This window comes from Xanthobacter pollutisoli, assembly GCF_040044995.1.
Taxonomy (GTDB): Bacteria; Pseudomonadota; Alphaproteobacteria; order Rhizobiales; family Xanthobacteraceae; genus Xanthobacter.
Genome location: NZ_JBDZDP010000002.1, coordinates 226,658 through 250,442, shown reverse-complemented (window position 1 = coordinate 250,442; position 23,785 = coordinate 226,658). Strand labels below are relative to the sequence as shown.

The following is a 23,785-nucleotide window of genomic DNA, read 5'->3' as shown; positions in this document are numbered from 1 at the left end:
AAGGCGGGCGAGCCGAGGACCGAACGGATGAACACGCCCGCCCCCCGCCATATCCCCGCGACGCAGTCGTCCGCCCCCGCCGCCGCGCCGCGCCTCGGCGGGCCGCTCGCCATCATCTTCTGGTGCGCCTGCGGCATCACCGCGCTGCCGTTGGCCGGACTGTTCACCTTGGTGGCGGCGCTGGGGGTGACGGGCACGACCTCCGCCCTGCTGGATTCGTTTGCCGGGCCGGGCGTCGCCCAGCAGGTGCTCCGGCTGGGCCTCGTGCCGCAGATCGTGCTCTTCGCTTGGGCGTTGACGACGGTGGTGCTGACGGTGGCGAAGTCGCGCCTCGCCCTGTCGGTCCTGCCTTGGATCCTTGTGGCCTGGCTGCTCGCCACCGCCTACAGCCAGTTCGCCATCCGCGACGCCATCGCCCCGAACGGCGCCGACCTCGGCGCCTTCGCGGCGCTCATGCCGGGCCTGTTGGCCCAGGCGGCGGCCGTGGCCGCCTTCTTCGGCTATTTCCGCGAGGGGACCCGGCCACAGGCCTTTTACCGGCGCTGAGGCGGCGTATCGTCCTCGGGCTCGGGGGCGGGACGCCGACGACGGCTCGGCCCGGAGGCCGCCCGCGCCGCGATGCCGGACGCCCAACCCGACGCCGCATGCAGCGCCGCCCGGGCCGCGTGGCGCGAGGCCGAAGTCGCCGCTGCAACCCCCTGACGCGCCCGTGCGGACGCCGTCGCCGTGCCGCTGACGCGATGGGGGTCCCGCGGCGGCGGCAAAGCGCTCTCGGCGGCTTCGGCCGGCAGAACCTCGGGCGGCTGAACGGGCAAACCGATCAGCCCGGCGTCGAGCACCGGCTCCTGCGCCGCGACAGGTTTCGCCGCTTTCTCCATGAACAGACGGGCGGCCAGGCGCAGGTGCCAATAGCCTGCGGTGCGCGCAATGCGCCCCGCCCAGCCGGTCAGCGTGCCCGAGGCGAAGGGCTGGAGCAGAGCGATCCGGTCGTCGCGATCGGCCAGCGCGCCGGCGATGAGCCGCGCCGCCAGGAAGTCGAGGCCGAAGACGCCCGCGCCGGGGATCAGCGCATACCACACGCCGCGCTCGCCCTCGTGCAGCAGCGGCATGCCGCCGGTCTCGGGCAGCCAGCGGCCGCGCGCGCCCTCCACAAGGCTCGAGCCAACCCCATAGGCCTCGGCGGCATGGCGGCGCAGCACCCGGGCGGCGCCCACCCGCGTCATCATGGGCGTGGCGGTGGCGGCGGCGAGTGCCAGCCGGTCGCCGTCCACATGCCAGGTGAGGCCGGTGAGGCCGGTTTCCTCCACCACGCCCGCATAGGGCACTGCCAGCCCGGGCACACGGAAGCCGCCCGAGACCCACGGGGTGCGCGGCAGGCGCGCCACCTTGGGACCGAGCCGGGCGAAAGCCGCTGCGCCGGTGATCACCACCTGGAAGGCGCGGACCCTCTGGTTCGCCGTATCGAGATACTTGCGCACGCCCTTGAGGTCGGCGCTCAGGGCGCCCTCGACGCTCAGGATCCGCACCCCGGCGGCGCGGGCCTCCGCTTCCAGGGCGGCACGCAACGCCTCGGTCGGCACCCGTTCGGCCGGCACGACGCCGAGGCCGAGCGCGAAGGTATCGGTGGCGAGAAGGGCGGCGAGGTCCCCGGCGCCCACCAGAACGGTGGTATCCGGCGCCAGCGCCTGTCGCAGATCGTGCTCGCGCCGCAGATCGTCGGCGGCATGGGCCCGCGCGACGGTGAGACGTCCACGTGGTCCCACCGTCACGCCAAAACGCTCGGCCAGGGCGAGGCCCGACTTCGCTGCAGCGGTCGAGAGGATGAGAAGCTCGTGCGCATCCTCGCGCCCGACCCGCGCCACGAGATCCTCGGTGGGCAGGGTGAAGCCGGGCGAGATGACGCCGTCGAGGGGCCAGGGGCGCGCCGGCGGCATCGGCGCCAGCACCAGCACCTCGCGGCCGCGCCGGGCAAGATCTGCGGCCAGCACGAGGCCCGCGACGTCATTGCCGACGACGCACACGTCGCAATCATGATTGCGCTTGGGCGCCCCGCCGGCGCGCTCGGGGGGCGCCGCATCGCGGACGGGAGCACCTGGGCCCACACTCTGGCTCATGAATTGGTCCAATGAAACACGCTGCATGCTGTGGCCGCGCCCTTGAGAAACCGTTTATTTGCGGCGCTCTAATGACACGCGCTACCTACCTGCCCCCGGGGGCGTGACGCTGCGGCGCGGCATGGCGGGTTGCACCGCATCCAGCGCAAAGCCATAAGGGTCCCGCTCTGCTTCACCGGGTCCCCTGTCCCATGCGCCGTCTGATCTTGTTGCGACACGCCAAGTCCGACTGGCCCGACGGGATCGCCGACCCCGAGCGGCCGCTGGCGCCGCGCGGCCGCACCGCCGCCCCGCGCATGGGTGCCTATATCGCCCGCGAGGAGCTCATCGCCGACCGAGTGCTGGTCTCGCCGGCCCGCCGGGCGCGGGAGACCTGGGACCTCGTCGCCGCCCGCCTGCCGCCGGTGAAGGTGGTGGCGAGCGAGCCGCGGGTCTATGACGCCACCGTCGCCCGCCTGCTCTCGGTGGTGCGCGAGCAGCCCCGGGAAGCCCACAGCCTCATGCTGGTGGGGCACAATCCCGGCCTAGAGGATCTCGCCGACATGCTTGTGGGCTCGGGATCGGCGCCCCATCTAGCGAGCATGGCAGAGAAATTCCCCACCTGCGGCCTCGCCGTCATCGACCTTCCCATCGACGATTGGGGCGCCACGACGCCCGCGTCCGGCCGGCTCGACCGCTTCGTGACGCCCAAAGACCTGCCGGGAAGCGATTGAGCATGGCCCTCTTCACGGAGGCCATGGACGACGCACGCATCGCGCTGAAGACCCTGGCCGACCGGGTGGACGGCATCGCGCACCCCACCCTCCGTCTCGGCGTCACCGGCCTGTCGCGGGCGGGCAAGACCATCTTCACCACGGCCCTCATCCACGCGCTCACCCGCGGCGGACGCCTGCCGGTCTTTGAGCCCATGCAGTCCGGCCGCATCGCCGGCGCCGAGCTCCAGCCGCAGCCGGACGACGCGGTACCGCGCTTCGCCTATGAGGATCACCTGAAGACGCTGGCGCAGGCGCGGCAGTGGCCGTCCTCCACCACCCGCGTCAGCGAGCTGCGGCTCGCCATCCGCTACGCCACGGCGCGCGGCCGCACGCGCACGCTGACCCTCGACCTCGTGGACTATCCCGGCGAGTGGCTGCTGGACCTGCCGCTTCTCGACATGAGCTATGCCGACTTCGCCCGGCACAGCCTCGCCCTCGCCCGCGCGCCGGCCCGCGCCGAGGTGGCCGCGCCCTATCTCGCCGCCGTCGCCTCAGCGCCGCCCCAGGGTCCGGCGGACGAGACTCAGGCGCGGGAGGTGGCGGCGCGCTTCACCCGCTATCTCGCCGACTGCCGCACCGAGCGGCTGGCCATGAGCCTTCTGCCGCCCGGACGCTTCCTGATGCCGGGCGACCTTGAAGGCTCGCCCGCCCTCACCTTCGCCCCCCTCGACCTCGCCGAGGAGACGCCCCGCGCCGGCACGCTCGGCGCGATGATGGAGCGGCGGTTCGAGGCCTACAAATCCGCCGTGGTGCGGCCGTTCTTCCGCAACCATTTCGCGCGGCTCGACCGGCAGATCGTGCTGGTGGATACGCTGTCCGCCCTGAATGCGGGGCCCGCCGCCCTCGCCGATCTGGAGCGGGCGCTGGACGGCATCCTCGCCGCCTTCCGCACCGGGCGGAACAGCCTCGTCAGCACCCTGTTCCGGCCGCGGGTGGAGAAGGTGCTGTTCGCCGCCACCAAGGCCGACCACCTCCACCGCTCCAGCCACGACCGGCTGGAGGCCGTGCTCGGTCGTCTCGTGGAGCGGGCACGGGACCGCGCGCAGGAGCGCGGCGCCGCGCTCGACGTGGTGGCGCTTGCGGCCATCCGCGCGACGCGCGAGGCCCGGGTGCGCCGCGACGGGCACGAGCTCGACGCCATCGTCGGCACGCCGGAGCCGGGTCAGGTGGCGGGTGGACACGTCTTCGACGGGATCGAGGAGATGGCGGTGTTTCCCGGCGACCTGCCGACCGACCCCGACGCGCTGTTCGACCCGTCCGGCGCCGGCTTCCGCGGAATGGCCTCGGCGCAGGATGGAGACGTGGATTTCCGCTTCCTGCGCTTCCGCCCGCCGCCCGGCATCATCGGCGACGGTCCCCTGCCCCACATCCGCCTGGACCGGGCGCTGCAATTCCTGCTGGCCGACCGGCTGAGTTGAGCGCGGGGGCGGGCCCTAGAACTTGGCCGAGGCCCAGCGCACCATCTGCACCAGCACCTGCTCCTGGGCCTGGTCGAGGGCGGCGGTGGCCGCCGGACCGGCGCTGGACGCAGCCGGAACGCCGGCGCGGAAGACCTGCGCCGCCATGATGCGCCCGCTCTGGGTGCTGATGAGCTTGCCCGACAATTCCACCACCGCCACCGGTCCCTGATCGGTGATGCGCAGCGCGAAGGTGCGGATGTCGATGACGAGGGTGTAGTCCGCGTTCACGCCGTCGCCGGGACGGGCGACGCGCCGCAGCTTGCTGGCGTTCTCGAACGCCTGGATGGTGCGCGCCTGGAGCAGCGCCGGCAGGTTGTCGCTCCACTGGGCATCGGCGAGATAGGCCACCTGCCCGGCCCCCGCCTCCACCATGATCTTGTCGGTGTTGAGCACTGCCAGAGCGGTGGGCGCGACCACCACCAGCTGGCCGGCCCCCGGCCCGCCGGCAGTGAAGCCCGAGGGGGCGGTGAGATTGTAGGTCGGAACGGGCGTCGAGCCGCAGGCGGCGAGGACGAGCGCCAGGGCAAGCCCGGCGCCGGCGGCGATGAGGCGGCGTGCGGCGGGTAAAACGCGTTTCAAACCAGCGTCCTCGGCAACAACGGAACGGCTCCCGGGTAGGTCGATCATGATCGGCTCATCGCCCGTATTTCGGAATGGAGTTGCCGCCGCCGAAGATGAACTGCTGCGGGTTGCGCTCGATGCCCTTCAGCACCCGGTCGATCTCGCCGAGGGTGCGTCGGCCGTCGGTGGCGAGCGCCTCGAACTGCTTCAGGCCGGGGCCGGTGAAGCGGCTGATCTCGTTGGTCAGCAGGGCGGTGCGCTGGTCGAGATTGTCGGCGAGCTTGCGCACCGATGTGGCGGCCTCCGTCGCCTGGACGAGAAGGCCGTTCTTGTCCTCGGTGGCGGCCTGGAGGTTCACCACCACCTTGTCCACCTTCTCCGCAACGGTATTGAGCTGCTTCACCAGCACGTTGGCCTGCTCGATCACGCTTGCCACGTCGTCCGACTTGGAGGCGACAGCCTTCGAGAAGGCGTCGATATTGTGGATGATGTTCTTGATCTCGTCGGGGTTGATGGCGTCGAGCACGATCTCGATCTTGCGCGCCACGCCCTGGGCCGAATTGATGAGCCCGCTCATGCCTGCGCCGCCGTCGGCGGCGATGCGCGGGTAGCCGTTGGGACCCGGGGGCAGCGGCGGGGCGTCCGGCTTCCCGCCGCGGATGGATACCGCGATGATGCCGGTGAGGCCCTGGGATTCCAGCCCCGCCCGCGCGTCCGACAGGACCGGAACGTTGGTGTTGATGCCGACCCGCGCCATCACCTGGCCCGGCTGGCCGGGCACGAGGCCAAGGGCCGTCACCTGGCCCACGGGGATGCCGTTGAACAGCACCGAATTGCCCTGGCGCAGACCCGCGACGGAGCCGTCGAAGACGATCTCGTAGACCTTGCGGGCCGTGGAATCCTGCGGCCCGGCGAACCAGTACACGAAGCCGAACGCCGCGACGAGGACCGCGAGCGTGAAGGCTCCGATGATGGTGTAGTTGGCCCGTGTTTCCATGCCTCGATCCCGATCCCGTTCCGTCCTCTGCCCCGCTTGGGCTCGCCCTCCCCGCCATCGCGCCCACCCTGCGGCGCGCGCCCAACCTGCAACCTAACCTCGCAGCCAGACAGTCATCACCCGCGCTGATTGCCTTTGCGGCCCGCACTCTGTACAGCCCGTGCCCGCGTGCCATGGAAATAGGCCCGCAGCCAAGGGTGCTGTTCCGCCATCATGTTCTCGATGGTTCCCTGCGCGATCACCTTACCGTCGGCCAGCGCCGCGATGCGGTCGCACACCGTGTGCAGGCTGTCGAGATCGTGGGTTACCATGAAAACCGTAAGCCCCAAAGTCTGTTGCAGCGTGCGGATCAGCTCGTCGAAATCGCCCGCGCCGATGGGATCGAGGCCCGAGGTGGGCTCGTCCAGGAACAGGATTTCCGGATCGAGGGCGAGCGAGCGCGCCAGCGCCGCGCGCTTGATCATGCCGCCGGACAGTTCGGAAGGCAGCTTTTCTGCCACGTCGCTCTTGAGGCCGACCATCTCGATCTTGGTGAATGCGATTTCATCGAGAAGCCGTTGCGACAGCCTCAGATTCTCCCGCAGCGGAAACTGTATGTTCTGTTTCACCGTCAGCGACGAGAACAGCGCACCTTGTTGGAACAGCACACCCCAACGCCGCTCCAGGGCCGAACGTTCCCGTTCGGTAAGCTCATCAAGGTTCTGTCCGAACACCTCCACGGTTCCCGAGCGCTTGGGCACGAGGCCGAGGATGGTGCGCGTGAGCACCGATTTGCCGCCGCCGGAGGTACCGACGAAGCCGAGGATCTCGCCCCGATAGACGTCGAGATCGAGGTGGTTGAGCACCACCCGGTCGCCGAAAGCGACGACGATGTCACGCACCCGGATGATGGCTTCCCGGTCGCTCGCCTGAAGGTTTTCGGGTGAGGTCATCGCGTCCATGCGGCCTCACATATCGATCGCGGCGAAGAACATGGCGAAGACGCCGTCCATAACGATGACCAGGAAGATGGCCTTCACCACCGAGGCCGTCGTGTGCTCGCCGAGGGATTCCGCGCTGCCACCCACCCGCATGCCCTCCATGCAGGCGACCATGCCGATGGTGGCGGCCATGAACGGCGCCTTGAGCATGCCCACGTTGAACTGGTCGAGGTCGATGGCCTCCTTGAGGCGTTGGAGGAAGACGTCCGGCGCGATGCCGCCATAGCCCCACGACACGAGCCCGGCGCCGAAGATGGCGGCCATGGAGCCGATGAAGGTGAGCAGAGGCAAAGCGATGATGAGCGCCAGGATGCGCGGCACCACCAGCACTTCCACCGGATCGAAGCCCATGACGCGGAGGGCGTCGATCTCCTCGCGCATGCGCATGGAGCCGAGCTCGGCGGTGTAGGCGCTGCCGGAGCGGCCGGCGATCATGATGGACACGATCAGCACGCCGAGCTCGCGCAGCACGAGCACGCCCACCATGTCCACCACATAGATGTCGGCGCCGAAGCGCCGGAAGTTGAAGATGCCCTGCTGCGCCAGGATGCAGCCGATGAGGAAGGTGATGAGCAGGATGATGGGCACGGCGCGGAAGCCCACCCGGTCCAGCTGGTTCACCATGGAGGTGAAACGGAAGGTGCGGGGCCTGAGCGTCACCCGCCCCATGGCAGCCACCGTCGCGCCGATGAAGTTGAGCAGTGAGAAGCCGTCCTTGGCGACGTTGACCACCTCGTGCCCGAACCGCTCCAGGATCGCCTCGTGCCGGCGCTTGGGCGGCACAGGCTCCTGCCCCATGCGGCCCATCTCGTCGATCAGCACCCGGTAGCGCGGCGCAAGGCCGGTCACCCGGGCCTCGATGCCCGCCCCCTGCCAGGACCGGCGCAGCCGCTCGAACAGAAGCGCGCCGAAGGTGTCCATGCGCTCCACGGCGGCGAGGTCGATGTCGACGCCCTTGGGTCGAGCATAGGTCTGGACGGTGTCGTTCACCGCCTGCTCCAGCTCGTCGGCATAGTCCGACGTCCATGCCCCGCGCCCGGCCACGGTGAGCCGGTCGTCCTGGCTGTGCACGGAAATCAGCGAAGCGTGGGGCAACGCAGGCGTCTCCAACGGCGGCCGGCGCAGGCGCCGGAACATCTCGACCTCTCGGCGGCAGGCGACCTGACGCCCCCCGACCGCGCCGCGGCGGAACACGCCACGGAAACTCTTGTCGCCCCGCAATAATCACGCGCCCACCGGTCATCGACAGGCAGCCACGCAACGCGCTAGCCATACAGACTACCGCCTTCCCCGTCGAGATCGGCGAAGACACACCCTTGCCGGATCCGTGCCGTCGGTGACAACCAACCGTCGGAATCGGCTATTAAGCTTAATTCATGGCCTCCCTGACCCTGTCCATCCAGCGCTTTCCCATCGCCGGCACCTTCACCATCGCCCGCGGGTCTAAGACCGAGGCGGTGGTGGTGGAGGTGCACATCACCGCCGACGGCATCACCGGTCGGGGCGAATGCGTGCCCTACGCCCGGTATGGCGAAACCGTCGACGGGGTCGTCGCCGCCATCGAGGCGCTGGCGCCGGATATCGCCGCCGGCATGGGGCGGGAGACGCTCCAGCACCGCATGCCCGCCGGCGCCGCGCGCAACGCCATCGACTGCGCCTTGTGGGACCTGGAGGCCAAGCGCTCCGGCATGGGCTGCGCCGAGCTGGCCGGCCTGCCAGCCCTGCGGCCCGTGACCACGGCCTACACCCTCAGCCTCGACACGCCGGAGGCCATGGCCCGCGCTGCCGCGGCCGCCGCCGACCGGCCGCTGCTGAAGCTCAAGCTGGGCGCCCCCGGCGACCGCGAACGGCTCTCCGCCATCCGCGCGGCCGTTCCCGACGCCCGCCTCATCGTCGATGCCAACGAGGGCTGGAAATCGCCCGATCTGCCCTTCCTCCTCGAAGCCTGCGCCAAGGCGCGGGTGGAGCTGGTGGAGCAGCCTTTGCCGGTCGATGCCGATCAGCGTCTCGAACGCCTGGAGCGCCCGGTGCCCGTCTGCGCCGACGAGAGCGTGCACGATCGCTCCGGGCTTGCCGACCTGCGCGGGCGCTACGACGCCGTCAACGTCAAGCTGGACAAGGCCGGCGGCCTCACCGAGGCCCTGGCGCTGGCGGAAGCCGCCCATGGGCTGGGCTTCGATGTGATGGTGGGCTGCATGCTGGCCTCCTCCCTCGCCATGGCCCCGGCCCTCGTCGTCGCCCAGCGCGCCCGCTGGGTGGATCTCGATGGTCCGCTGCTCCTCGCCAGGGATCGGACGCCTGGGCTGCGCTACGACGGGGCGCTGGTCTTCCCGCCTGCTGCGGAGCTGTGGGGCTGAAGCCACGCCGCCCCCAAGGCGGTCAGCGCCCCGGCAAGGCCGAGGGCGCATCCGGCGAGAAAGGCCAGCGGCCCGAAGACGGACCAGAGGGGACCTGCCGCTACGTTGGCGGATGACATCAGAAGGCTGCCGGTCCATGCGGCCACCGTCTGGCCGGTGCCGGACCGGTGCTCGCTGACGCTGCGCGACACCAATTCCACCATGGCGAGGAAGGTGGCGCCGAAGGTGAGGGCGTGCAGCAGCTGGAGCGGCAGCAGGACCGCCAGCGGCGGATCCTGCGCCATGACGGCGAAACGGATCACCGCCGCGACACCCCCCAGGGCGATGAGCCGGTAGGGACCAAAGCGCGCCATGAGCCGGGAGCCGAGCCGGAACAGCACCATCTCCGCCGCCACGCCCACCGCCCAGAGGATGCCAATGGTGGTGAGCGACAGGCCTTCCGCCTTCCAGTGCACCGTTCCGAAAAGATAGAGCACCGCGTGGCTCGCCTGAACGAGGCCCGCGGCGACGATGCCCGCGAGGAAGCCGAGGCGGGCGCGGCGGCCCCTCAGGGGCGAGGGCCGTGGTTCGGCCCGCGGCAGCTCCGGCAAGGCGAGGGTGGCGAGGACATAGGTGAGGTGGCCCGCCACCATGAGGAAGACCACCGAGCCCGCGCCCAGGACGCCGATGGCGGCGCCGCCGGCGAGGTTCGCCGCGAGGAACGCCGCCGATCCCCATTGCCGCGCCTGCCCATAGTCGGCCCGGCCCGCCCGCGCGAGGCGCGAAGCATAGGCATCGAGCAGCGAAAAGCCGGGAAACCACACGGCCGCCATCACCGCGAGCATGACGAGGATGGCGGGAAGCCCCGGGGCGAGGGCGAGGCCCAGCATCGCCGCCACCGTGGCGACGGCCAGCATCGCCAGCACCGCCTTGGGCCGCCCCAGCCGATCCGACGCCACCCCGAGCAGCGGCGTCGCGACAAGGCGCACGAGCATGGGCACCGCCAGTGCGAGGCCCATGGCCTCGGGCCCGAGCCCGCGCTCCTGCAGCCACAGGGGCAGATACGGCTGGAGGATGCCCAGGGCGAGGAAGAAGGTGCCGTAGGTCGCGCCGAGGCGCAGCCGGAGCGGCGGCCCGCCCTTCCCCGTCAGGGTCATGCGTTCAGGCGCCGATGCAGCGGATGAAGGTGTCGGCGTCCACGTTGCCGCCGGAGAGCACGATCACCACCGTGCCGCCGCCCGGCACGTCGAGCCGGCCTTCCAGCAGGCTCGCCAGCGCCACCGCACCGCCCGGCTCCACCACCAGCTTGAGCTCGCGGAAGGCGTATTCCACCGCCCGTCCCACCTCTGCGTCCGTGACCGAGGCGGCCTCGCCCACCAGCGCGCGGGTGATCTCGAAGGTCAGCGCGCCCGGTGTCGGGGCAAGCAGCGCATCGCAGAACGAGCCCGACGGCTCGGGATTGCGCTCGCGCACGCCGGAGCGGAACGAGCGGGCATGGTCGTCGAAGCCCGCCGGCTCGCAGGCGACGATCCGCGCCTGCGGGGCGGCGCGCTTCACCGCGAGCGCGATGCCGGCGCACAGGCCGCCGCCGGAGGCATTGGCCGCCACCACGTCCGGCGCGTGGCCGAGGGCGGCGAGGTCCTCGACGATCTCGAGGCCCACCGTGCCCTGGCCCGCGATGATCTGCGGGTCGTCATAGGGCGGCACCATCGTGGCACCCCGCTCGGCGGCGATGGCGCGGGCGATGGCGTCGCGGTCCTCGGTGCGGCGGTCGTAGCCCACCACTTCGGCGCCGAGGGCGCGGGTGCGGTCGCGCTTCAGGGCCGGCGCATCGTGGGGCATGACGATCACCGCCGGCATGCCGAGGATCTGTGCGGCCGCCGCCACGCCCTGGGCGTGGTTGCCGGAGGAGCAGGCGACGACGCCGGCCGGGCGGTCCGCCTCGGGAATCTGGACCATGCGGTTGAAGGCACCGCGGAACTTGAAGGAGCCGGTGCGCTGGAGCGTCTCCGGCTTGAGGTAGGCGCGCGCGCCGACGCGCTCGCTCAGCACGGGCGAGAAAACCAGCGGCGTGCGCACGGCATGGCCGGCAAGGCGCCGCGCGGCGGCGTCGACGTCGGCGGCGGTGGGGATCTGGGAGGGGGTCGGGAACGGTCCGGAGCTCATGCCCCGGAAGCTACCTGACGCCGGCGGCGAAGGCGATAGCGCCGGGCGATGGGTCCAATGTCGTGCGCGATCAGCACGTTGTCGAGAAACTGGCGGGCGCTCTCTCGCCAGGTGTAGTTCAGCGCATAGCGCCGCGCGGCGGCCGGCGACAGCTCCAGCGCCTTCAGGCAGGCGGTCCGAAGGTCATCGTCCAGTACGCCCACCGGCTCGGTTGCGTCGGCCAGCACGTCGGTCGGCCCGGTGACCGGATAGGCGGCGACGGGCAGGCCGCTGGCCATGGCCTCCAGCAGGACGATGCCGAAGGTGTCGGTGCGGCTCGGGAAGCAGAAGATGTCGCAGGCGGAATAGACCTGCGCCAGCGCCTCGCCCTCCTTGGGGCCGGTGAACACCACCTTGGGATAGCGCTCCTTGAGGCTGGCGAGGGCCGGCCCGCCGCCCACCACCACCTTGGAGCCGGGCAGGTCGAGGTCGAGGAAGGCCTCGATGTTCTTCTCCACCGCCACGCGGCCGACGAAGAGATAGACCGGGCGAGGAAGATTGAGAGTCGCCTCGGGGCGCGGGCGGAACAGCTCGGCGTCCACCCCGCGCGACCAGCGCATCAGGCGCTTGAAGCCGCGCGCCTCGAGGTCCCGCTCCAGCGTCGCGGTGGAGACCATGACGCCGCCGCCGGCATTGTGGAAGGAGCGCAGCCACGCATAGGTCAGACGCTCCGGCACGGGGGCGCGGGCGGCGAGGTATTCCGGGAATTTGGTGTGATAGGAGGTGGTGAAGGTGCGGCGCGAGGCAATGCAGGCGCGGCGGACCAGGATGCCGATGGGCCCCTCGGTGGCGATGTGGACGAAGTCCGGCTCCATCGCCTCGATCCGCCGCATGATCATGCGCGGCGTGGCCAGCGCCAGGCGGATCTCGTTGTAGGTGGGCAAAGGGATGGTGCGGAAGCCCTGCGGGGTCAGGAACTGCATTTCGGCGCCGAGATGGGCGGCCTCGTTCGCGGTGTGCTCCAGCGAGCGCACCACCCCGTTGATCTGTGGATGCCACGCGTCGGTGGCGACGAGAACCCGCATCAGGCCGCCGCGCGCGCCCCCTCGACCATGTCGCGTCCCTCCACCGGGACATCCTCCAGATGACGGGTCCAGCTGATGATCTCCAGCCGGCCGTCCTCGTGCTCGGCGATGGCGGTGCAGCTTTCCACCCAGTCGCCGCAATTTACATAGCGCACGCCGAACTGGTCGTGAATGACCGCGTGATGGATATGCCCGCAGATCACGCCATCCACGTCGTGGCGCTTGGCCTCGTCGGCCACCGCCTCCTCGAACTTGCCGATGTAGTTCACCGCATTCTTCACCTTCAGCTTCGCCCACTGGCTGAGCGACCAGTAGGTGAGGCCGAGGCGGCGGCGGACCCGGTTAAGGTAGGTGTTCACGGTGAGGGCGGCGGAATAGGCCCAGTCGCCGAGGAAGGCCAGCCACTTGGCGTGGCGCACCACGAGGTCGAACACGTCGCCGTGGATGACGAGGTATCGCTTGCCGTCGGCCGCCTCGTGGATGGCGGTTTCCACCACCTCGATGCCGCCGAAATGGGTGCCGTAGTAATCGCGCAGGAATTCGTCGTGGTTGCCCGGCAGGTAGAGCATGCGCGAGCCCTTGCGGCCCTTGCGCAGCAGCTTCTGCACCACGTCGTTATGCTTCTGCGGCCAGTACCAGGACTGCTTCAGCCGCCAGCCGTCCACGATATCGCCCACGAGGTAGATGGTGTCGGCGTCGTTGTATTTGAGGAAATCCAGGAGCAGCTCGGCCTGGCAGCCCTTCGTGCCCAGATGCACGTCGGAAATGAAGAGGGCGCGGTAGCGGCGCGCATCGGGACTGTCGCTCACGCCAATCACCTCCTCGCCTTATCCGCCGCCGGGCTTCGCCCTGGACCGGCGGACGCCCGGCACCAGCATTCGGCGCCCGGCTCCAGTCTCCCGGCGGGGGGGACCTTTCCGGCTCCCGCCCTCCGGCACGCTTCCTTTGCGCAACCCGGACTTAGCCGGAGTCGTGTATCCCTTTTATGACGCGGGCTCAGAAAAAGGAAGCGCAATTGCCCATTTCATCACCATGGTCAGATTAGATGCAGTTGAACATGGAACACAGAAGGCGGCTAATAGTCTAAAGTCGAGCAGAGCAAGACAATTCCACCTTCGCGTTTCTCCCCGGCCGCGCGAATTCACCCGCGTCAACTCGCCCACAGCGGATCGGGTCTGGCGAATCACCGCTTATCGCTGCCCCCGCATCGCAGGGTCCCCACGGTACCCCCCGGCGGGTCCCGCGGCGAAATTTCTGTCCGCCCACCATTGACCAATGCTCAAGTCCGCGCCAGCGTGCGCGCCCCGGGAGCGACCGCGCGCCGCACGCTCCAAGTTCAATGATACCATCAGGGAGTTCGAGCGATGAAGCTGGTCCGCTTCGGGGAAAAAGGGCAGGAAAAGCCGGGTCTAATCGATTCAACCGGCAAGCTGCGCGACCTGTCCGCGGTCATCCCCGACCTCAACGGTTCGACCCTGTCGCCTGAGAGCCTGAAGGCCATCGCCGCCATCGACCCCGCGAGCCTGCCGGCGGTGCCGGACGGCGTGCGGCTGGGCTCCTGCGTCGCCCGGCCGGGCAATTTCGTCGCCGTCGGCCTCAATTTCGCGGACCACGCGGCCGAGACCAACAATCCGATCCCCGAGGAGCCGGTGCTGTTCAACAAGGCGCCGAACTGCATCGTCGGCCCCAATGACGACGTGATGATCCCCAAGGGCTCGCTCAAGCTCGACTGGGAGGTGGAATTCGCCTTCGTCATCGGCAAGACCGCCCGCTACGTCGAGGAGAAGGACGCCCTCGACCACGTCGCCGGCTATTGCGTCTGCAACGACGTGTCCGAGCGGCATTTCCAGATCGAGCGCTCCGGCCAGTGGATGAAGGGCAAGGGCAACGAGACCTTCGGCCCCCTCGGCCCGTGGCTGGTGACCACCGACGAGATTCCCGACACCTCGGACCTCGCCATGTGGCTGGAGGTGAACGGGGAGAAGGTGCAGAACGGCTCGACGAAGACCATGATCTTCCGCATCCCGTTCCTGGTGCACTACATCAGCCAGTTCATGGTGCTGGATCCCGGCGACGTCATCACCACCGGCACCCCGCCCGGCGTCGGCCTCGGCTTCAAGCCGCCCCGCTTCCTGAAAGCGGGCGACGTGATGCGCCTCGGCATCGACGGCCTCGGCGTGCAGCAGCAGACGGTGGTGCCGTTCAAGCTGTGAGGCAAGGGCGGCGGGCGCTCCGACACCCGCCGCCTGATCCTGCCTTCGGCGATGGAAGGCCTATTGCATCGTGGTGGTGGCGAGCCAGCTGTTCACCGCGTCCAGCGCCTCGTTGCGCTTGCCGGTGCGATGCTGCGCCTCGCCGAACACGGCGAGCTGAACGTCGGCGCTGGTGCCCTCTTCCGCGATGGTGCGCACCCTGAGCAGCGCATCGAGGCACTCGAGGGCCTCGGCATCTTCCGACACCAGATTGACGAGGCCGTCTACCGCGTCGCGTACCGAAACGGCCCGGCGCTGCGCGAGGTCCACGAAGGAGCCGTTCACGCCGTAGCGCTGGGCCCGCCACTTGTTCTCGTCGGCGATGGCGCGGTCCACCGGGCCGACGTCGCGATTGTGGTGTCGGTTGCGCACCAGGAAGCGCACCAGCGCGCGATAGAGCGCGGCGATGGCCACCGTATCGGTGCTGCGGGTGCAGCTGTCCGGCGCCCGCAGCTCCAGGGTGGGCAGCTTGCGCGAGGGGCGGATGGCCCACCACACATAGCTCGAATCGGTGATCGCCCGGGCCGAGACCATGGCGTCCACATAGCGCTCGTAGGCGGCGTTCGATTCGAACATCTCCGGCAGGCCGGTGCGGGGCAGCTCGTCATAGGCGGCGAGGCGATAGCCCATCAGGCCGGTCTGCTTCGCCGCCCAGAAGGGCGACGAGGTGGAAAGCGCGATGAAATGGGGAATGTAGGGGACGATGCGGCGCATCACGTCCACCCGCTCGTCCGGGTCGGGCAGTTCCACGTGGACGTGGAGGCCGCACACCATGTTGCGCTCGCCCAGCATCCGCAGGTCGTTCATGACGCCATCGTAGCGGTTGGCCTTGGTCGAGCGCACGCCGTCCCAGGTGGCGGTCGGATGGGTGCCGGAGGCGATCAGCGCCAGCCCGTGCTCGGCGGCCACCTCCCCCACCGCCCGCCGAAGGCTGCGGATCTGCTCCAGGGCACTGCCGGTGGCGGTCGTTGGGCGGGTGGCGATCTCCAGCTGGGCCTGCAACATCTCCACCGAGACCTGCTCGCCGAGCCGGGCTTTGAGTTCGTCGAGCAGGCCCGCCGGCATCCGCCGTTGAACGGCGTGCGTCTGGCCATCGACGACAAAGAATTCTTCTTCAATTCCGAAGCTGTAATGGTCGGGCACGAAGGCCTCCCGGCAATACGCCCTCAGGGCGAGCGTGTAACGCTCGGCTCAAGGCTGAGTTCCGGTGAGACTGGCGCCAAATCCGACCAAATTTTGACCGAGCGAGTTGCGCAAAATTCCCTCATCATTGGCAATGCGCTACCGCGGTGCGGGGCAACGTATGTCAGATCAATTTCGAAATATTACAAAATCGCCACGAAATTAATCTCGACGTCGATGGAACAATGTCGGTCCTTAGGCGTTTTTTGCGGCTAGCGCCGGGCGGCGTTCACCAAAGCCAGCGCGGCAACCGCGGCGGTGTCGGCGCGCAGGATGCGCGGACCGAGGCTGAGAGTTAATCCCCGCCGGGCGATGCGACCGCGCTCCTCAGGGCTGAAGCCGCCTTCTGGCCCGATGAGCACGCTGACCGGGCCCGCCGGCGCCTCCCGCAGGGCGGCGATGGGATCTTCGTCAGCAGAGGCCTCGTCGCAGAACACCAGCAGGCGCTCGGGCGCAAGGGCAGCGAGCCAAGCGTCCAGGGGGCGCGGCTCCTCGACCTGCGGAAGTGTGAGAATGCCGCACTGCTCAGCGGCCTCGATGGCGTTGGCGACCATTCGCTCCAAATTGACGCGAGACACCTGCGTGTAGCGGGTGATGACGGGGCTCAGCACGCCCGCGCCCATCTCCACCGCCTTCTGCACCATGTAGTCCAGCCGCGCGTGCTTCAGCGGCGCGAAGGCGTATTCGAGGGTAAGCGGCGCCGGCTGCGGGCGCACCTGCTGCGTCACCTCGAGGCGCACCTCGCGCTTGCCGCCGGTGCCGCGCAGCGCCCGCCATTCCCCATCGCGCCCGTTGAACAGCAGGATGCCCTCGCCCACCGCGAGGCGGATCACGTTGGCAACGTAATGCGCCGCCTCGCGCTCCAGCAGGACTTCGGCGCCCGCGGCGAGGTCGGCGGTGACATGAAGGCGCTGGGCGTGAAAATCGTGCTCGGGCATCAAGGCTCCTCCGACGGGAGGCTCACCACGCCGCGTCCCGTCTGGCAAGCGCCCGCGCGCAGACCTGGCGCACGCCCTTCAGTAAACATGTCCTTACGTAAACAGGCGGCGCCCCGAAGGACCACCGCCTGTCTCGCCCCCAATCGCCCCATCGGAGGCACGCCCTGACCGGCGCACGTCCTTTTTCGCAGTCCGAACGCGTCACGCACATCCCCCAAATGGTGGAGGCGCGTCCCCAGGCCTTCCGCCACATGGAAGGGGCGGAAAAGTCACTTGCTTCCGTCGGCCTTGAACTGGGCGAGGAAGGCGATGAGGTCCTTGCGCTCATCGTCGCTCTTGATGCCGGCGAAGGCCATCTTGCCCTTGGGCGCCAGCGCCTTGGGGTTTGCGATGTAAGCGTCGAGGGTCGCCGCATCCCACATCTTGCCGGCGGCGCCGCCGTCCTTGATGTCGGCGGAATAGGCATAGCCGTCGAAATGCGCCCACTTGGCGCCGACGATGCCGTTGAGCGGCGGTCCGACCTTCACCTTGGCATCGGGGCCGATGGCGTGGCAGGCCATGCACTTCTTGAAGGCGATCTCGCCCTTGGCCACATCGGGCTCGGCAAAGGCGGCGCCGGTCGACGCTGCGATGAAAAGAACGGAAGCCACAACGAGACGCATGGAGTTATCCTCTCTGTCGGCGGGCAGGCGGCGGCGGAGGCGAAGCGACCCCCAAGGGGGCGAGGTCGATCCGCGCTGCCGGCGCAACGCGTTGCTGCGATGCACAAAATATCTGTTCTGGAGGCCGTGCGGGGCCTGCTTAGCATGCTTCCAACCTGCCCTTCGATGCGACTTTGAGACCACCCGCGGAGCCCTGCACCTTGACCATCGTGCTGAAGATTGGCGGCAGCCTCGGCCGCGCCGGCGCGCCGCGCACGCTGCTCGCCCGCCTCGCCGGCCGTCCGGGAACCGTGCTGGTGCCGGGCGGCGGCGCGCTGGCCGATGGCGTGCGCGTCCTCCAGCCCGCCTGGGGCCTGTCCGACGGTGCCGCCCACAAGATGGCTCTCCTGGCCATGGAGCAGACCGCCCACGCCTTCCTCGACCTGGAGCCCCGCCTGCATGCCGCCGACAGCCTCGCCGGCCTGCGCGCGGCGGCGGGTCGCGGCACCGCTCTGTGGCTTCCCGCTGCCATGACGCTGGGAGAGCCCACCATCCGCGAGAGCTGGGACGTGACCTCCGACAGCCTCGCCCTGTGGCTCGCGGTGCAGCTCGGTGCTGCGCGGCTGGTGCTGGTTAAGGCGCCCGGCGTCTGCCCGCCCCCGCCCGCCGGCAGCCGCGCGGCCGATCTTGCGGCCTGGTCGACGGGGGGCCTGGTGGATGCGGCTTTTGCGACCATGGCGGATGGCTTTTCCGGCGATATTCTGCTCGTCCCCGCCGATGATGCCGATGGCCTGGACCGCGCGCTGACCGGCATCCCGGCGCCGCGCCGTCGGGATATGATGGGCACCAACACCGAGGAAACGACGGAAGGCCAGCGCTCGCCATGACCATCCCCGGAAAGAAGGCTCCGCGCTGGGCCTGGGCCCTTACCGGCTCGGGGCACTATTTCACAGAGAGCATCGAGATCATCCGCGAGCTTCAGGAGGTGGACCTGTTCATCTCGGACGCGGCCGACGAGGTGCTGCGGATGTACAAGCAGGACAAGGAGCCCCTGCCCGCCCAGACGCAGGTGTTCCGCGACAATTCGGCCTCGTCCGCCTCCGTCGGTCGGTTCTATCACGGCGAGTATCACACCCTCGTCGTCTCCCCCGCCTCCTCCAACACGGTGGCGAAGGCGGTGCTGGGCATTTCCGACACTCTCGTGACCAACTGCTTCGCCCAGGCCGGCAAGTGCCGCGTGCCCTGCATCGTATTCGCCTGCGACAGCCAGCCCGAGATGGTGACCATGGCGCCGGAAGGCCCGCTTCCGGTCTATCCGCGCCGCATCGACCTGGAGAACACCGCCCGGCTGAAGACCTTCGACGCGACCGTGGTGGCGGAGACGCTGGAGGAGCTGCGCCTCGCCATCGCCCGCCGCCGGGCGGAGCTTTCCGCCCTCGCGCCGGTCCCGGCCTGAGCCATGGCGGAGCGCGTCGCCCTCGTCACCGGCTCCCTCGCCGAACCCCGCATCCGCCGCATCGCGGAGGAACTCGCCGACGGCAAACTGGACCCCGTGGTGGTGAATGTCGGGGTCAAGGTCGCGGCCCTGATGACGGCGGAGATCGTCGAGCGCCGACTCAAGCTGCCGGAGGGCACGGCTCGGGTCCTCATGCCCGGCCGCTTCCGCGGCGACCTCGCACGCCTCGCTGCCCGCTTCGGCCTTCCGTTCGAGCGCGGGCCGGACGAGGCGGCGGACATTCCGGCCTATTTTGGCCGGGCACCCGGGGGCACGGCGGCTCTGGAGCGGCAAGAGGTGCTGCTCTTCGCCGAGATCGTCGATGCCACCCGCCTCTCGGTGCCGCAGATCCTGGAGCGCGCCCGGGCACTGAAGGCGGACGGTGCCGACGTGATCGACCTCGGCGCTTTGCCGGACAGCCCCTTTCCCCATCTGGAAGAGGCCATCGCCGCGCTCAAGGCCGAGAGCTTCAGCGTGAGCGTGGATAGCTTCGATGCCGAGGAACTGCGGCGGGCGACGCGGGCGGGGGCGCATTATCTCCTCAGCCTCAACGAGACCAATCTCGACATCGCCGACGAGGGCGCCGCCGTGCCGGTGCTGGTGCCGGCCCAGCCGGGCGACCTTGCCTCCCTCGTGCGGGCGGTGGAGGCCTGCGAGGCAAAGGGCCGCACCTTCCTCGCCGACCCGATTCTCGATCCCATCCACCTCGGCTTCACCGCCTCGCTGCTGCGCTATGCGGAGCTGCGGCGGCTGAAGCCGGACATCCCCATTCTCATGGGCATCGGCAACGTCACCGAGCTCACCGACGCCGACACCACGGGCATGAACGCCTTGCTCATGGGCATCATCTCCGAGCTCAAGCTCAATGCCGTGCTGGCGGTGCAGGTCAGCCCCCATGCACGCACCGCCGTGCGCGAGTTCGACCGGGCGCGGCGGGAATTCCTCGCCGCGCGCGAGGCCGGATCGGTGCCCCAGGGTTTCGGCGCCGGCTTGATGGCGCTGCGTGACCGGCGCCCCTTCTCCACCACGCCGCAGGATGTGGAGCGCCTCGCCGCATCGGTGAAGGACCGCAATTTCCGCATCGAGGTGACGGAACAGGGCATCCACGCCTACAACCGCGACGGCCACCACGTCGCCAGCGAGCCGTTCGCGCTTTTCCCTCATCTCAAGGTGGAGGACGACGGCGCCCACGCCTTCTACCTCGGCGTGGAGACGGCGCGGGCGGAGATCGCCTATCACCTCGGCAAGCGCTATGCGCAGGACGAGCCCCTGAAATGGGGCGTGGCGGGCGAGACCGGCGGCAGTGCCGAGGAGGCCCACCGATTGACATTCAAGGAGGCGGGCTCGACCCTTTCCTCGAAGAAGAAAGGCGACAGCGCGTGATACGGGAGACCATCGTCACCACCCAGTCGGCGGCGGGCGAGGCCCATGTCGCGCCCATGGGTGCGACCGTCGTGGACGGCGGCTATCTGCTCCAGCCCTTCCGCCCCTCCCGCACGCTCGACAATCTCGCCGCCGGCCGGGTGTGCGTGGTGAACTTTTCCGATGACGCCCGCATCTTCGCCGGCTGTATCACCGGCCGCCACCGCTCCTGGCCCACCCTCCCCGCCACCCGGCTGAAGGGTGCGGTGCGGCTCGCCCAATGCCTCGCCCACGACGAGGTGGAGGTGGCGCGGATGGAGGATGATCCCACCCGTCCGCGCTTCTTCTGCCGCACCGTGCACCGCGAGACCCATGCGCCCTTCCTCGGCCTCAACCGCGCCACCGCGGCGGTGGTGGAGGGCGCGATCCTGGTCTCGCGCCTGCACCTTATGGATTCCGACCGGGTGGACCGGGAGATGAACTACCTCTCCATCGCCATCGAGAAGACCGCCGGCCCGGCCGAGCGGGAGGCCTGGGACTGGCTGTGCGAGACCGTCGCCGACCATCGCGCGCGGGTGGTGTCGTGACCGGCCGGCTTGCACCGCGCGCCGGGCCGGGCCTCCTCGCCTCCGTCGCCGACCTCGGCGAGATGGAGACCGCTCTCGCCGCCGGGGTGGACATCGTCGATCTGAAGAACCCCGCCGCGGGGGCCCTGGGCGCCTGGGCGCCGTCGGCGCTCGAAGCCGCCGTTGCCCGCTGGCGCGCGGCCGGGGCCCCCGCCGGCCTCAGCGCCACGGTGGGCGATCACCCTCTTGATGCCAGCGTTCTCCGCGCCGCCGCCGAGCGCACGGCGGCCGCGGGCGTTCCCCTGGTGAAGATCGGCTTTCCCCTCGCGGACGCCGACACCCTTGCGGACGTGCTCGCCGCCTTGAGCCCGCTTGCAGGCAAGACGCGGCTCATCGCCGTGCTGTTCGCCGACCAGCGGCCGGACCTCGCCGTCGTGCCGCAGTTCGCGCGGGCGGGCTTCCACGGCATCATGCTCGACACCGCAGACAAGGCGGGCGGCAGCCTTCTCGCCCACCTGCCTGTCGCGACGCTGGCGCGTTTCGTGGACTCGGCGCGGGCGCTCGGCCTCCTTACCGGCCTTGCCGGCTCGCTCCGCCTTGCGGATATCGCTCCCCTCGCCGCGCTCGGCCCCGACTATCTGGGATTTCGCGGCGCCCTCTGCGCCCAGGGGCGCACCGGCGCTCTCGATCCCGCCCGCCTCGCCGGGGTGCGCGAGGCCCTCGGGCGCCGCCTCGCCGCCTGAGCGCTCACGCCTCTTTGGTTGCCGGCTCCAGCGCCGCCACCACCGCGTCCAGCCGGTCCGCGGCGGCGGCGATCTCGGCCGCCTCCACCGTCAGCGGGGGGCGGATGGCGAGGATGTCGCCGAAGGCCGCAACGCCCAGCCCCGCCTCTGCCAGAAGCGCCTTCAACGGCTCGGCCGGTCCCGTGCAGAGCAGACCCTGCACGAGGCCGGCGCCGAGGGTGTCGCGGAACAGGTCCGGCCGACGCCAGCGCAGGGCCGCGAGGCGATCCTCCAGCTGCCAGCCCAGTTCCTGCACCCGCGCCTCGAAGCCGGGGGCGAAGGCCGTCGCCAGCACGCCCAGGGCCGCTGCTGCGACGTCGTCCCGCGGGGCGGGAGGGTCTGCCGGAAGACGCCGGGCAAAGCGATCGGTGGCGACGAGCGCGGTCGCGGCGGCGCCGTCCACGCCGCTCAGCAGCATCAGGTCGGGCGTGACGCCCCGCCATTCATGGGCGAAGGCCATGCCGGTGCGGCCGAGGCCGGCCTCGCTCTCGTCGAACAGGAGGGCGATGCCGTATTCGTCCGCGAGGCTGCGGGCCTCGGACAGGGTCGCGCCCGACGCCACATCGCGCCCGGCGGAAAAACGCACCGGGGTCAGCACCACGCCGGCCGTCTTCGGTCCGATCGCGGCGGCCAGCGCCCCTTCCGCCTCCGGCACGCGGACGACGGCGGCATCCCCCGCCAGCGCCGGCGGCAAACGGGGATCGTCCGTCACCACCAGAAGCTCGCGCCGCTTGGGCCGCCCGGCAGCCTGGTGATGGGCCCGGACGGCGTGCAGCGCGGCGCGCCAAGCCGCCCCCTCATCCGCCAGAAGGCGGGCCGCGTCACCGAACGAGTGAGCCGTCAGCAGCGCCGCGCCCTGTGCCGCGGCGGGTTCATCCCCCTGCAGCGGCAGGATGCGTTCCGGCGCGGCCAGCAGCGCACCGGAAAAATCCAGGAAGCCGATGGGCTCGGCCGCCGCCTCCGGGGGGTCGGCCACGGCGACGGACGGGCTTTGGGCGAATGTCGACACGCGGTCCTCCCTGCGGTTTTCCAAGCAAGGAGCGCGCCGGAAGCTCAATCGTATTTTACGTAGGCGAAACGCAGGTCGTGCTGGGGCGTGCCTTCCAGCGGCGCGTCCTCCGCGGTGCCGGGCTGCCACTGCACCACCTCCTCGATCTTCTTCGCCAAGGCGAAGTCGCGGACGGTGATGCCCTTCGCGTCGTGGGACTGGAGGCGCACCTCCACCCAGGCATAGGATGCGGTGAGGTCGGGATGGTGCCACGCGGCCTCGGCCAGATGCCCGACCGTGTTGATCACCATCAGCGTGCCCTTCCAGCTGTTGGTCTTGTAGGTGCGCCGGATCCAGCCGTCCTCGTAGCGCCAGTGGGGCAGCTCGGCCTTTAGGCGGGCCTCGATCTCCTCCGGGGCAAACGTTGCTTTGCGGTCCACGGTCATGGCGTCCTCCGGTGGGGTGGCGGTGCGGTCGACCGCGCGATGTTGATTTCGCGCAGTGCGGCACCGCGCCTCTGATGCTGTATAAGTCGAGGCCCGCGGCAGCCCGGCCCCAGGACCGGAAGGCCGCAGCGGATGGAGAACCATGTCCACCACCCTCGCCTTTCTGGTCAATGCATCAATCGTGCTCGCCACCGTCGCCGCCATGGAAGTCGTGGCGTGGGCGGCGCACAAATATGTCATGCACGGCTTCGGCTGGGGCTGGCACAAGTCGCACCACGAGCCGCGCGAGGGCGTGTTCGAGCGCAACGATCTCTATGCCGTGCTGTTCGCCGGCCTGGCCATCGTGCTGATCTATTTCTACCGCGATGGCGGGGCGCTGCTGTGGGTGGGCGTGGGGATGACCGTGTACGGCTTCCTCTATTTCTTCGTCCACGACGGCATCACCCACCAGCGCTGGCCGTTCCGCTACGTGCCGCGCAACGGCTACCTGAAGCGCCTCGTCCAGGCCCACCGGCTGCACCACGCCGTGGAGGGCAAGGACGGCTGCGTCTCCTTCGGCTTCATCTACGCCCCGCCCCCCGCCGCGCTGAAGGCCCGGCTGAAGAAGCTGCACGGCGGACGCTTCCGAGGCAACGAGGCGGCGGAATAGGCCGGGCATCGGCGAGCCGGAGATGAATGAGGCGGCCGTGCCTCTCGCTCA

Annotated in this window: 25 protein-coding genes; 11 read left to right on the top strand and 14 right to left on the bottom strand. The window is 69.9% G+C overall.

Going from position 1 to position 23,785, the window contains the following annotated elements:
* Positions 1–27 precede the first annotated feature (27 nt).
* Positions 28–546 carry a hypothetical protein gene (locus tag ABLE93_RS06525; RefSeq protein WP_348838794.1) on the top strand — a complete coding sequence of 173 codons (519 nt, stop codon included), beginning with the start codon at positions 28–30 and terminating at the stop codon, positions 544–546.
* Here the strand turns inward: ABLE93_RS06525 and ABLE93_RS06520 are convergent.
* Complete coding sequence (locus tag ABLE93_RS06520) at positions 534–2,114, bottom strand: FAD-binding oxidoreductase/lyase (RefSeq protein ID WP_348838792.1); 1,581 nt, start codon at positions 2,112–2,114, stop codon at positions 534–536. The two genes, ABLE93_RS06525 and ABLE93_RS06520, sit on opposite strands and share 13 nt — an antisense overlap.
* A 191-nt stretch (positions 2,115–2,305) precedes the next feature.
* On the opposite strand from ABLE93_RS06520, the gene ABLE93_RS06515 reads away from it, so the two are divergent.
* Together ABLE93_RS06515 and ABLE93_RS06510 are read left to right on the top strand one after the other, a co-directional pair.
* A complete protein-coding gene (locus tag ABLE93_RS06515) occupies positions 2,306–2,827 on the top strand; it encodes a SixA phosphatase family protein (protein WP_348838791.1) in 522 nt (173 codons plus the stop codon).
* A gap of 2 nt (positions 2,828–2,829) precedes the next feature.
* Positions 2,830–4,287, top strand: coding sequence for a YcjX family GTP-binding protein (locus tag ABLE93_RS06510; RefSeq protein WP_348838790.1), 1,458 nt, complete (start codon positions 2,830–2,832; stop codon positions 4,285–4,287).
* Positions 4,288–4,302: 15 nt separating this feature from the next.
* Here the strand turns inward: ABLE93_RS06510 and ABLE93_RS06505 are convergent, their stop codons facing one another.
* From ABLE93_RS06505 to ABLE93_RS06490, 4 genes are all read right to left on the bottom strand, one after another.
* A complete protein-coding gene (locus ABLE93_RS06505; RefSeq protein ID WP_348838789.1) occupies positions 4,303–4,908 on the bottom strand; it encodes an ABC-type transport auxiliary lipoprotein family protein in 606 nt (201 codons plus the stop codon).
* A 55-nt stretch (positions 4,909–4,963) separates the two neighbouring features.
* Positions 4,964–5,887 carry an MlaD family protein gene (locus ABLE93_RS06500; RefSeq protein WP_348838788.1) on the bottom strand — a complete coding sequence of 308 codons (924 nt, stop codon included), beginning with the start codon at positions 5,885–5,887 and terminating at the stop codon, positions 4,964–4,966.
* A gap of 116 nt (positions 5,888–6,003) precedes the next feature.
* A complete protein-coding gene (locus ABLE93_RS06495; RefSeq protein WP_510182982.1) occupies positions 6,004–6,828 on the bottom strand; it encodes an ABC transporter ATP-binding protein in 825 nt (274 codons plus the stop codon).
* Positions 6,829–6,834: 6 nt separating this feature from the next.
* Positions 6,835–8,004 carry an MlaE family lipid ABC transporter permease subunit gene (locus ABLE93_RS06490; protein ID WP_348838787.1) on the bottom strand — a complete coding sequence of 390 codons (1,170 nt, stop codon included), beginning with the start codon at positions 8,002–8,004 and terminating at the stop codon, positions 6,835–6,837.
* A gap of 239 nt (positions 8,005–8,243) precedes the next feature.
* Between ABLE93_RS06490 and dgcA the strand changes: the two genes are divergently transcribed.
* Positions 8,244–9,224 (top strand): N-acetyl-D-Glu racemase DgcA, encoded by a 981-nt coding sequence (dgcA, locus tag ABLE93_RS06485; protein WP_348838785.1) that lies wholly within the window; start codon positions 8,244–8,246, stop codon positions 9,222–9,224.
* Here the strand turns inward: dgcA and ABLE93_RS06480 are convergent.
* From ABLE93_RS06480 to ABLE93_RS06465, 4 genes are read right to left on the bottom strand one after another with little or no spacing between them, the layout of a single operon-like run.
* Complete coding sequence (locus tag ABLE93_RS06480; RefSeq protein WP_348838784.1) at positions 9,176–10,360, bottom strand: MFS transporter; 1,185 nt, start codon at positions 10,358–10,360, stop codon at positions 9,176–9,178. The two genes, dgcA and ABLE93_RS06480, sit on opposite strands and share 49 nt — an antisense overlap.
* A 4-nt stretch (positions 10,361–10,364) precedes the next feature.
* Entirely contained in the window at positions 10,365–11,369 is a 1,005-nt protein-coding gene (locus ABLE93_RS06475) for a threonine/serine dehydratase family protein (protein ID WP_348838783.1), read from the bottom strand.
* Positions 11,366–12,433, bottom strand: coding sequence for a glycosyltransferase family 4 protein (locus ABLE93_RS06470; RefSeq protein ID WP_348838781.1), 1,068 nt, complete (start codon positions 12,431–12,433; stop codon positions 11,366–11,368). Before ABLE93_RS06470 ends, ABLE93_RS06475 begins: the two co-directional genes overlap by 4 nt.
* Complete coding sequence (locus tag ABLE93_RS06465; RefSeq protein WP_348838780.1) at positions 12,433–13,242, bottom strand: UDP-2,3-diacylglucosamine diphosphatase; 810 nt, start codon at positions 13,240–13,242, stop codon at positions 12,433–12,435. The genes ABLE93_RS06470 and ABLE93_RS06465 overlap by 1 nt, the downstream gene beginning before the upstream one ends.
* Positions 13,243–13,797: 555 nt before the next feature.
* On the opposite strand from ABLE93_RS06465, the gene ABLE93_RS06460 reads away from it, so the two are divergent.
* Complete coding sequence (locus ABLE93_RS06460; RefSeq protein WP_348838778.1) at positions 13,798–14,646, top strand: fumarylacetoacetate hydrolase family protein; 849 nt, start codon at positions 13,798–13,800, stop codon at positions 14,644–14,646.
* A gap of 60 nt (positions 14,647–14,706) precedes the next feature.
* Here ABLE93_RS06460 and ABLE93_RS06455 read toward each other — a convergent pair whose 3' ends face one another.
* From ABLE93_RS06455 to ABLE93_RS06445, 3 genes are all read right to left on the bottom strand, one after another.
* Positions 14,707–15,828 (bottom strand): carboxylate-amine ligase, encoded by a 1,122-nt coding sequence (locus ABLE93_RS06455; RefSeq protein WP_348838777.1) that lies wholly within the window; start codon positions 15,826–15,828, stop codon positions 14,707–14,709.
* A gap of 251 nt (positions 15,829–16,079) precedes the next feature.
* Positions 16,080–16,805, bottom strand: a complete 726-nt coding sequence (locus tag ABLE93_RS06450; RefSeq protein WP_348838775.1) for a 16S rRNA (uracil(1498)-N(3))-methyltransferase — start codon at positions 16,803–16,805, stop codon at positions 16,080–16,082.
* Positions 16,806–17,074: 269 nt separating this feature from the next.
* Positions 17,075–17,467 (bottom strand): c-type cytochrome, encoded by a 393-nt coding sequence (locus tag ABLE93_RS06445; RefSeq protein ID WP_348838773.1) that lies wholly within the window; start codon positions 17,465–17,467, stop codon positions 17,075–17,077.
* Between the two features lie 209 nt (positions 17,468–17,676).
* Here ABLE93_RS06445 and ABLE93_RS06440 point away from each other — a divergent pair, with 209 nt between their 5' ends.
* The 5 genes from ABLE93_RS06440 to ABLE93_RS06420 are packed head-to-tail and all read left to right on the top strand — an operon-like array spanning position 17,677 to position 21,612.
* Positions 17,677–18,333 (top strand): aspartate kinase, encoded by a 657-nt coding sequence (locus ABLE93_RS06440; RefSeq protein ID WP_510182995.1) that lies wholly within the window; start codon positions 17,677–17,679, stop codon positions 18,331–18,333.
* A complete protein-coding gene (locus ABLE93_RS06435; RefSeq protein ID WP_348838768.1) occupies positions 18,330–18,902 on the top strand; it encodes a flavoprotein in 573 nt (190 codons plus the stop codon). The genes ABLE93_RS06440 and ABLE93_RS06435 overlap by 4 nt, the downstream gene beginning before the upstream one ends.
* 3 nt (positions 18,903–18,905) lie before the next feature.
* Positions 18,906–20,324 (top strand): DUF6513 domain-containing protein, encoded by a 1,419-nt coding sequence (locus ABLE93_RS06430; protein ID WP_348838766.1) that lies wholly within the window; start codon positions 18,906–18,908, stop codon positions 20,322–20,324.
* Entirely contained in the window at positions 20,321–20,890 is a 570-nt protein-coding gene (locus tag ABLE93_RS06425) for a DUF447 domain-containing protein (RefSeq protein ID WP_348838764.1), read from the top strand. Before ABLE93_RS06430 ends, ABLE93_RS06425 begins: the two co-directional genes overlap by 4 nt.
* The gene (locus ABLE93_RS06420) at positions 20,887–21,612 is read left to right on the top strand and encodes a (5-formylfuran-3-yl)methyl phosphate synthase (RefSeq protein ID WP_348838763.1); all 726 of its coding nucleotides are present in this window, start codon (positions 20,887–20,889) and stop codon (positions 21,610–21,612) included. Before ABLE93_RS06425 ends, ABLE93_RS06420 begins: the two co-directional genes overlap by 4 nt.
* Positions 21,613–21,616: 4 nt before the next feature.
* Here the strand turns inward: ABLE93_RS06420 and ABLE93_RS06415 are convergent, their stop codons facing one another.
* Positions 21,617–22,660, bottom strand: a complete 1,044-nt coding sequence (locus ABLE93_RS06415) for an aminotransferase class III-fold pyridoxal phosphate-dependent enzyme (RefSeq protein ID WP_348838761.1) — start codon at positions 22,658–22,660, stop codon at positions 21,617–21,619.
* Positions 22,661–22,704: 44 nt separating this feature from the next.
* The gene (locus ABLE93_RS06410; RefSeq protein ID WP_348838760.1) at positions 22,705–23,085 is read right to left on the bottom strand and encodes a 4a-hydroxytetrahydrobiopterin dehydratase; all 381 of its coding nucleotides are present in this window, start codon (positions 23,083–23,085) and stop codon (positions 22,705–22,707) included.
* 142 nt (positions 23,086–23,227) lie between these two features.
* Here ABLE93_RS06410 and ABLE93_RS06405 point away from each other — a divergent pair, with 142 nt between their 5' ends.
* Positions 23,228–23,734 carry a sterol desaturase family protein gene (locus ABLE93_RS06405; RefSeq protein ID WP_348838758.1) on the top strand — a complete coding sequence of 169 codons (507 nt, stop codon included), beginning with the start codon at positions 23,228–23,230 and terminating at the stop codon, positions 23,732–23,734.
* Positions 23,735–23,785 lie beyond the last annotated feature (51 nt).

Bases quoted from the DNA above. Each gene is read 5' to 3' on its own strand.
- ABLE93_RS06525 (WP_348838794.1), top strand. From the start codon at position 28: ATGAACACGCCCGCCCCCCGCCATATCCCCGCGACGCAGTCGTCCGCC.
- ABLE93_RS06520 (WP_348838792.1), bottom strand. From the start codon at position 2,114: ATGAGCCAGAGTGTGGGCCCAGGTGCTCCCGTCCGCGATGCGGCGCCC.
- ABLE93_RS06515 (WP_348838791.1), top strand. From the start codon at position 2,306: ATGCGCCGTCTGATCTTGTTGCGACACGCCAAGTCCGACTGGCCCGAC.
- ABLE93_RS06510 (WP_348838790.1), top strand. From the start codon at position 2,830: ATGGCCCTCTTCACGGAGGCCATGGACGACGCACGCATCGCGCTGAAG.
- ABLE93_RS06500 (WP_348838788.1), bottom strand. From the start codon at position 5,887: ATGGAAACACGGGCCAACTACACCATCATCGGAGCCTTCACGCTCGCG.
- ABLE93_RS06495 (WP_510182982.1), bottom strand. From the start codon at position 6,828: ATGGACGCGATGACCTCACCCGAAAACCTTCAGGCGAGCGACCGGGAA.
- ABLE93_RS06490 (WP_348838787.1), bottom strand. From the start codon at position 8,004: ATGTTCCGGCGCCTGCGCCGGCCGCCGTTGGAGACGCCTGCGTTGCCC.
- dgcA (WP_348838785.1), top strand. From the start codon at position 8,244: ATGGCCTCCCTGACCCTGTCCATCCAGCGCTTTCCCATCGCCGGCACC.
- ABLE93_RS06480 (WP_348838784.1), bottom strand. From the start codon at position 10,360: ATGACCCTGACGGGGAAGGGCGGGCCGCCGCTCCGGCTGCGCCTCGGC.
- ABLE93_RS06475 (WP_348838783.1), bottom strand. From the start codon at position 11,369: ATGAGCTCCGGACCGTTCCCGACCCCCTCCCAGATCCCCACCGCCGCC.
- ABLE93_RS06470 (WP_348838781.1), bottom strand. From the start codon at position 12,433: ATGCGGGTTCTCGTCGCCACCGACGCGTGGCATCCACAGATCAACGGG.
- ABLE93_RS06460 (WP_348838778.1), top strand. From the start codon at position 13,798: ATGAAGCTGGTCCGCTTCGGGGAAAAAGGGCAGGAAAAGCCGGGTCTA.
- ABLE93_RS06450 (WP_348838775.1), bottom strand. From the start codon at position 16,805: ATGCCCGAGCACGATTTTCACGCCCAGCGCCTTCATGTCACCGCCGAC.
- ABLE93_RS06445 (WP_348838773.1), bottom strand. From the start codon at position 17,467: ATGCGTCTCGTTGTGGCTTCCGTTCTTTTCATCGCAGCGTCGACCGGC.
- ABLE93_RS06435 (WP_348838768.1), top strand. From the start codon at position 18,330: ATGACCATCCCCGGAAAGAAGGCTCCGCGCTGGGCCTGGGCCCTTACC.
- ABLE93_RS06430 (WP_348838766.1), top strand. From the start codon at position 18,906: ATGGCGGAGCGCGTCGCCCTCGTCACCGGCTCCCTCGCCGAACCCCGC.
- ABLE93_RS06410 (WP_348838760.1), bottom strand. From the start codon at position 23,085: ATGACCGTGGACCGCAAAGCAACGTTTGCCCCGGAGGAGATCGAGGCC.
- ABLE93_RS06405 (WP_348838758.1), top strand. From the start codon at position 23,228: ATGTCCACCACCCTCGCCTTTCTGGTCAATGCATCAATCGTGCTCGCC.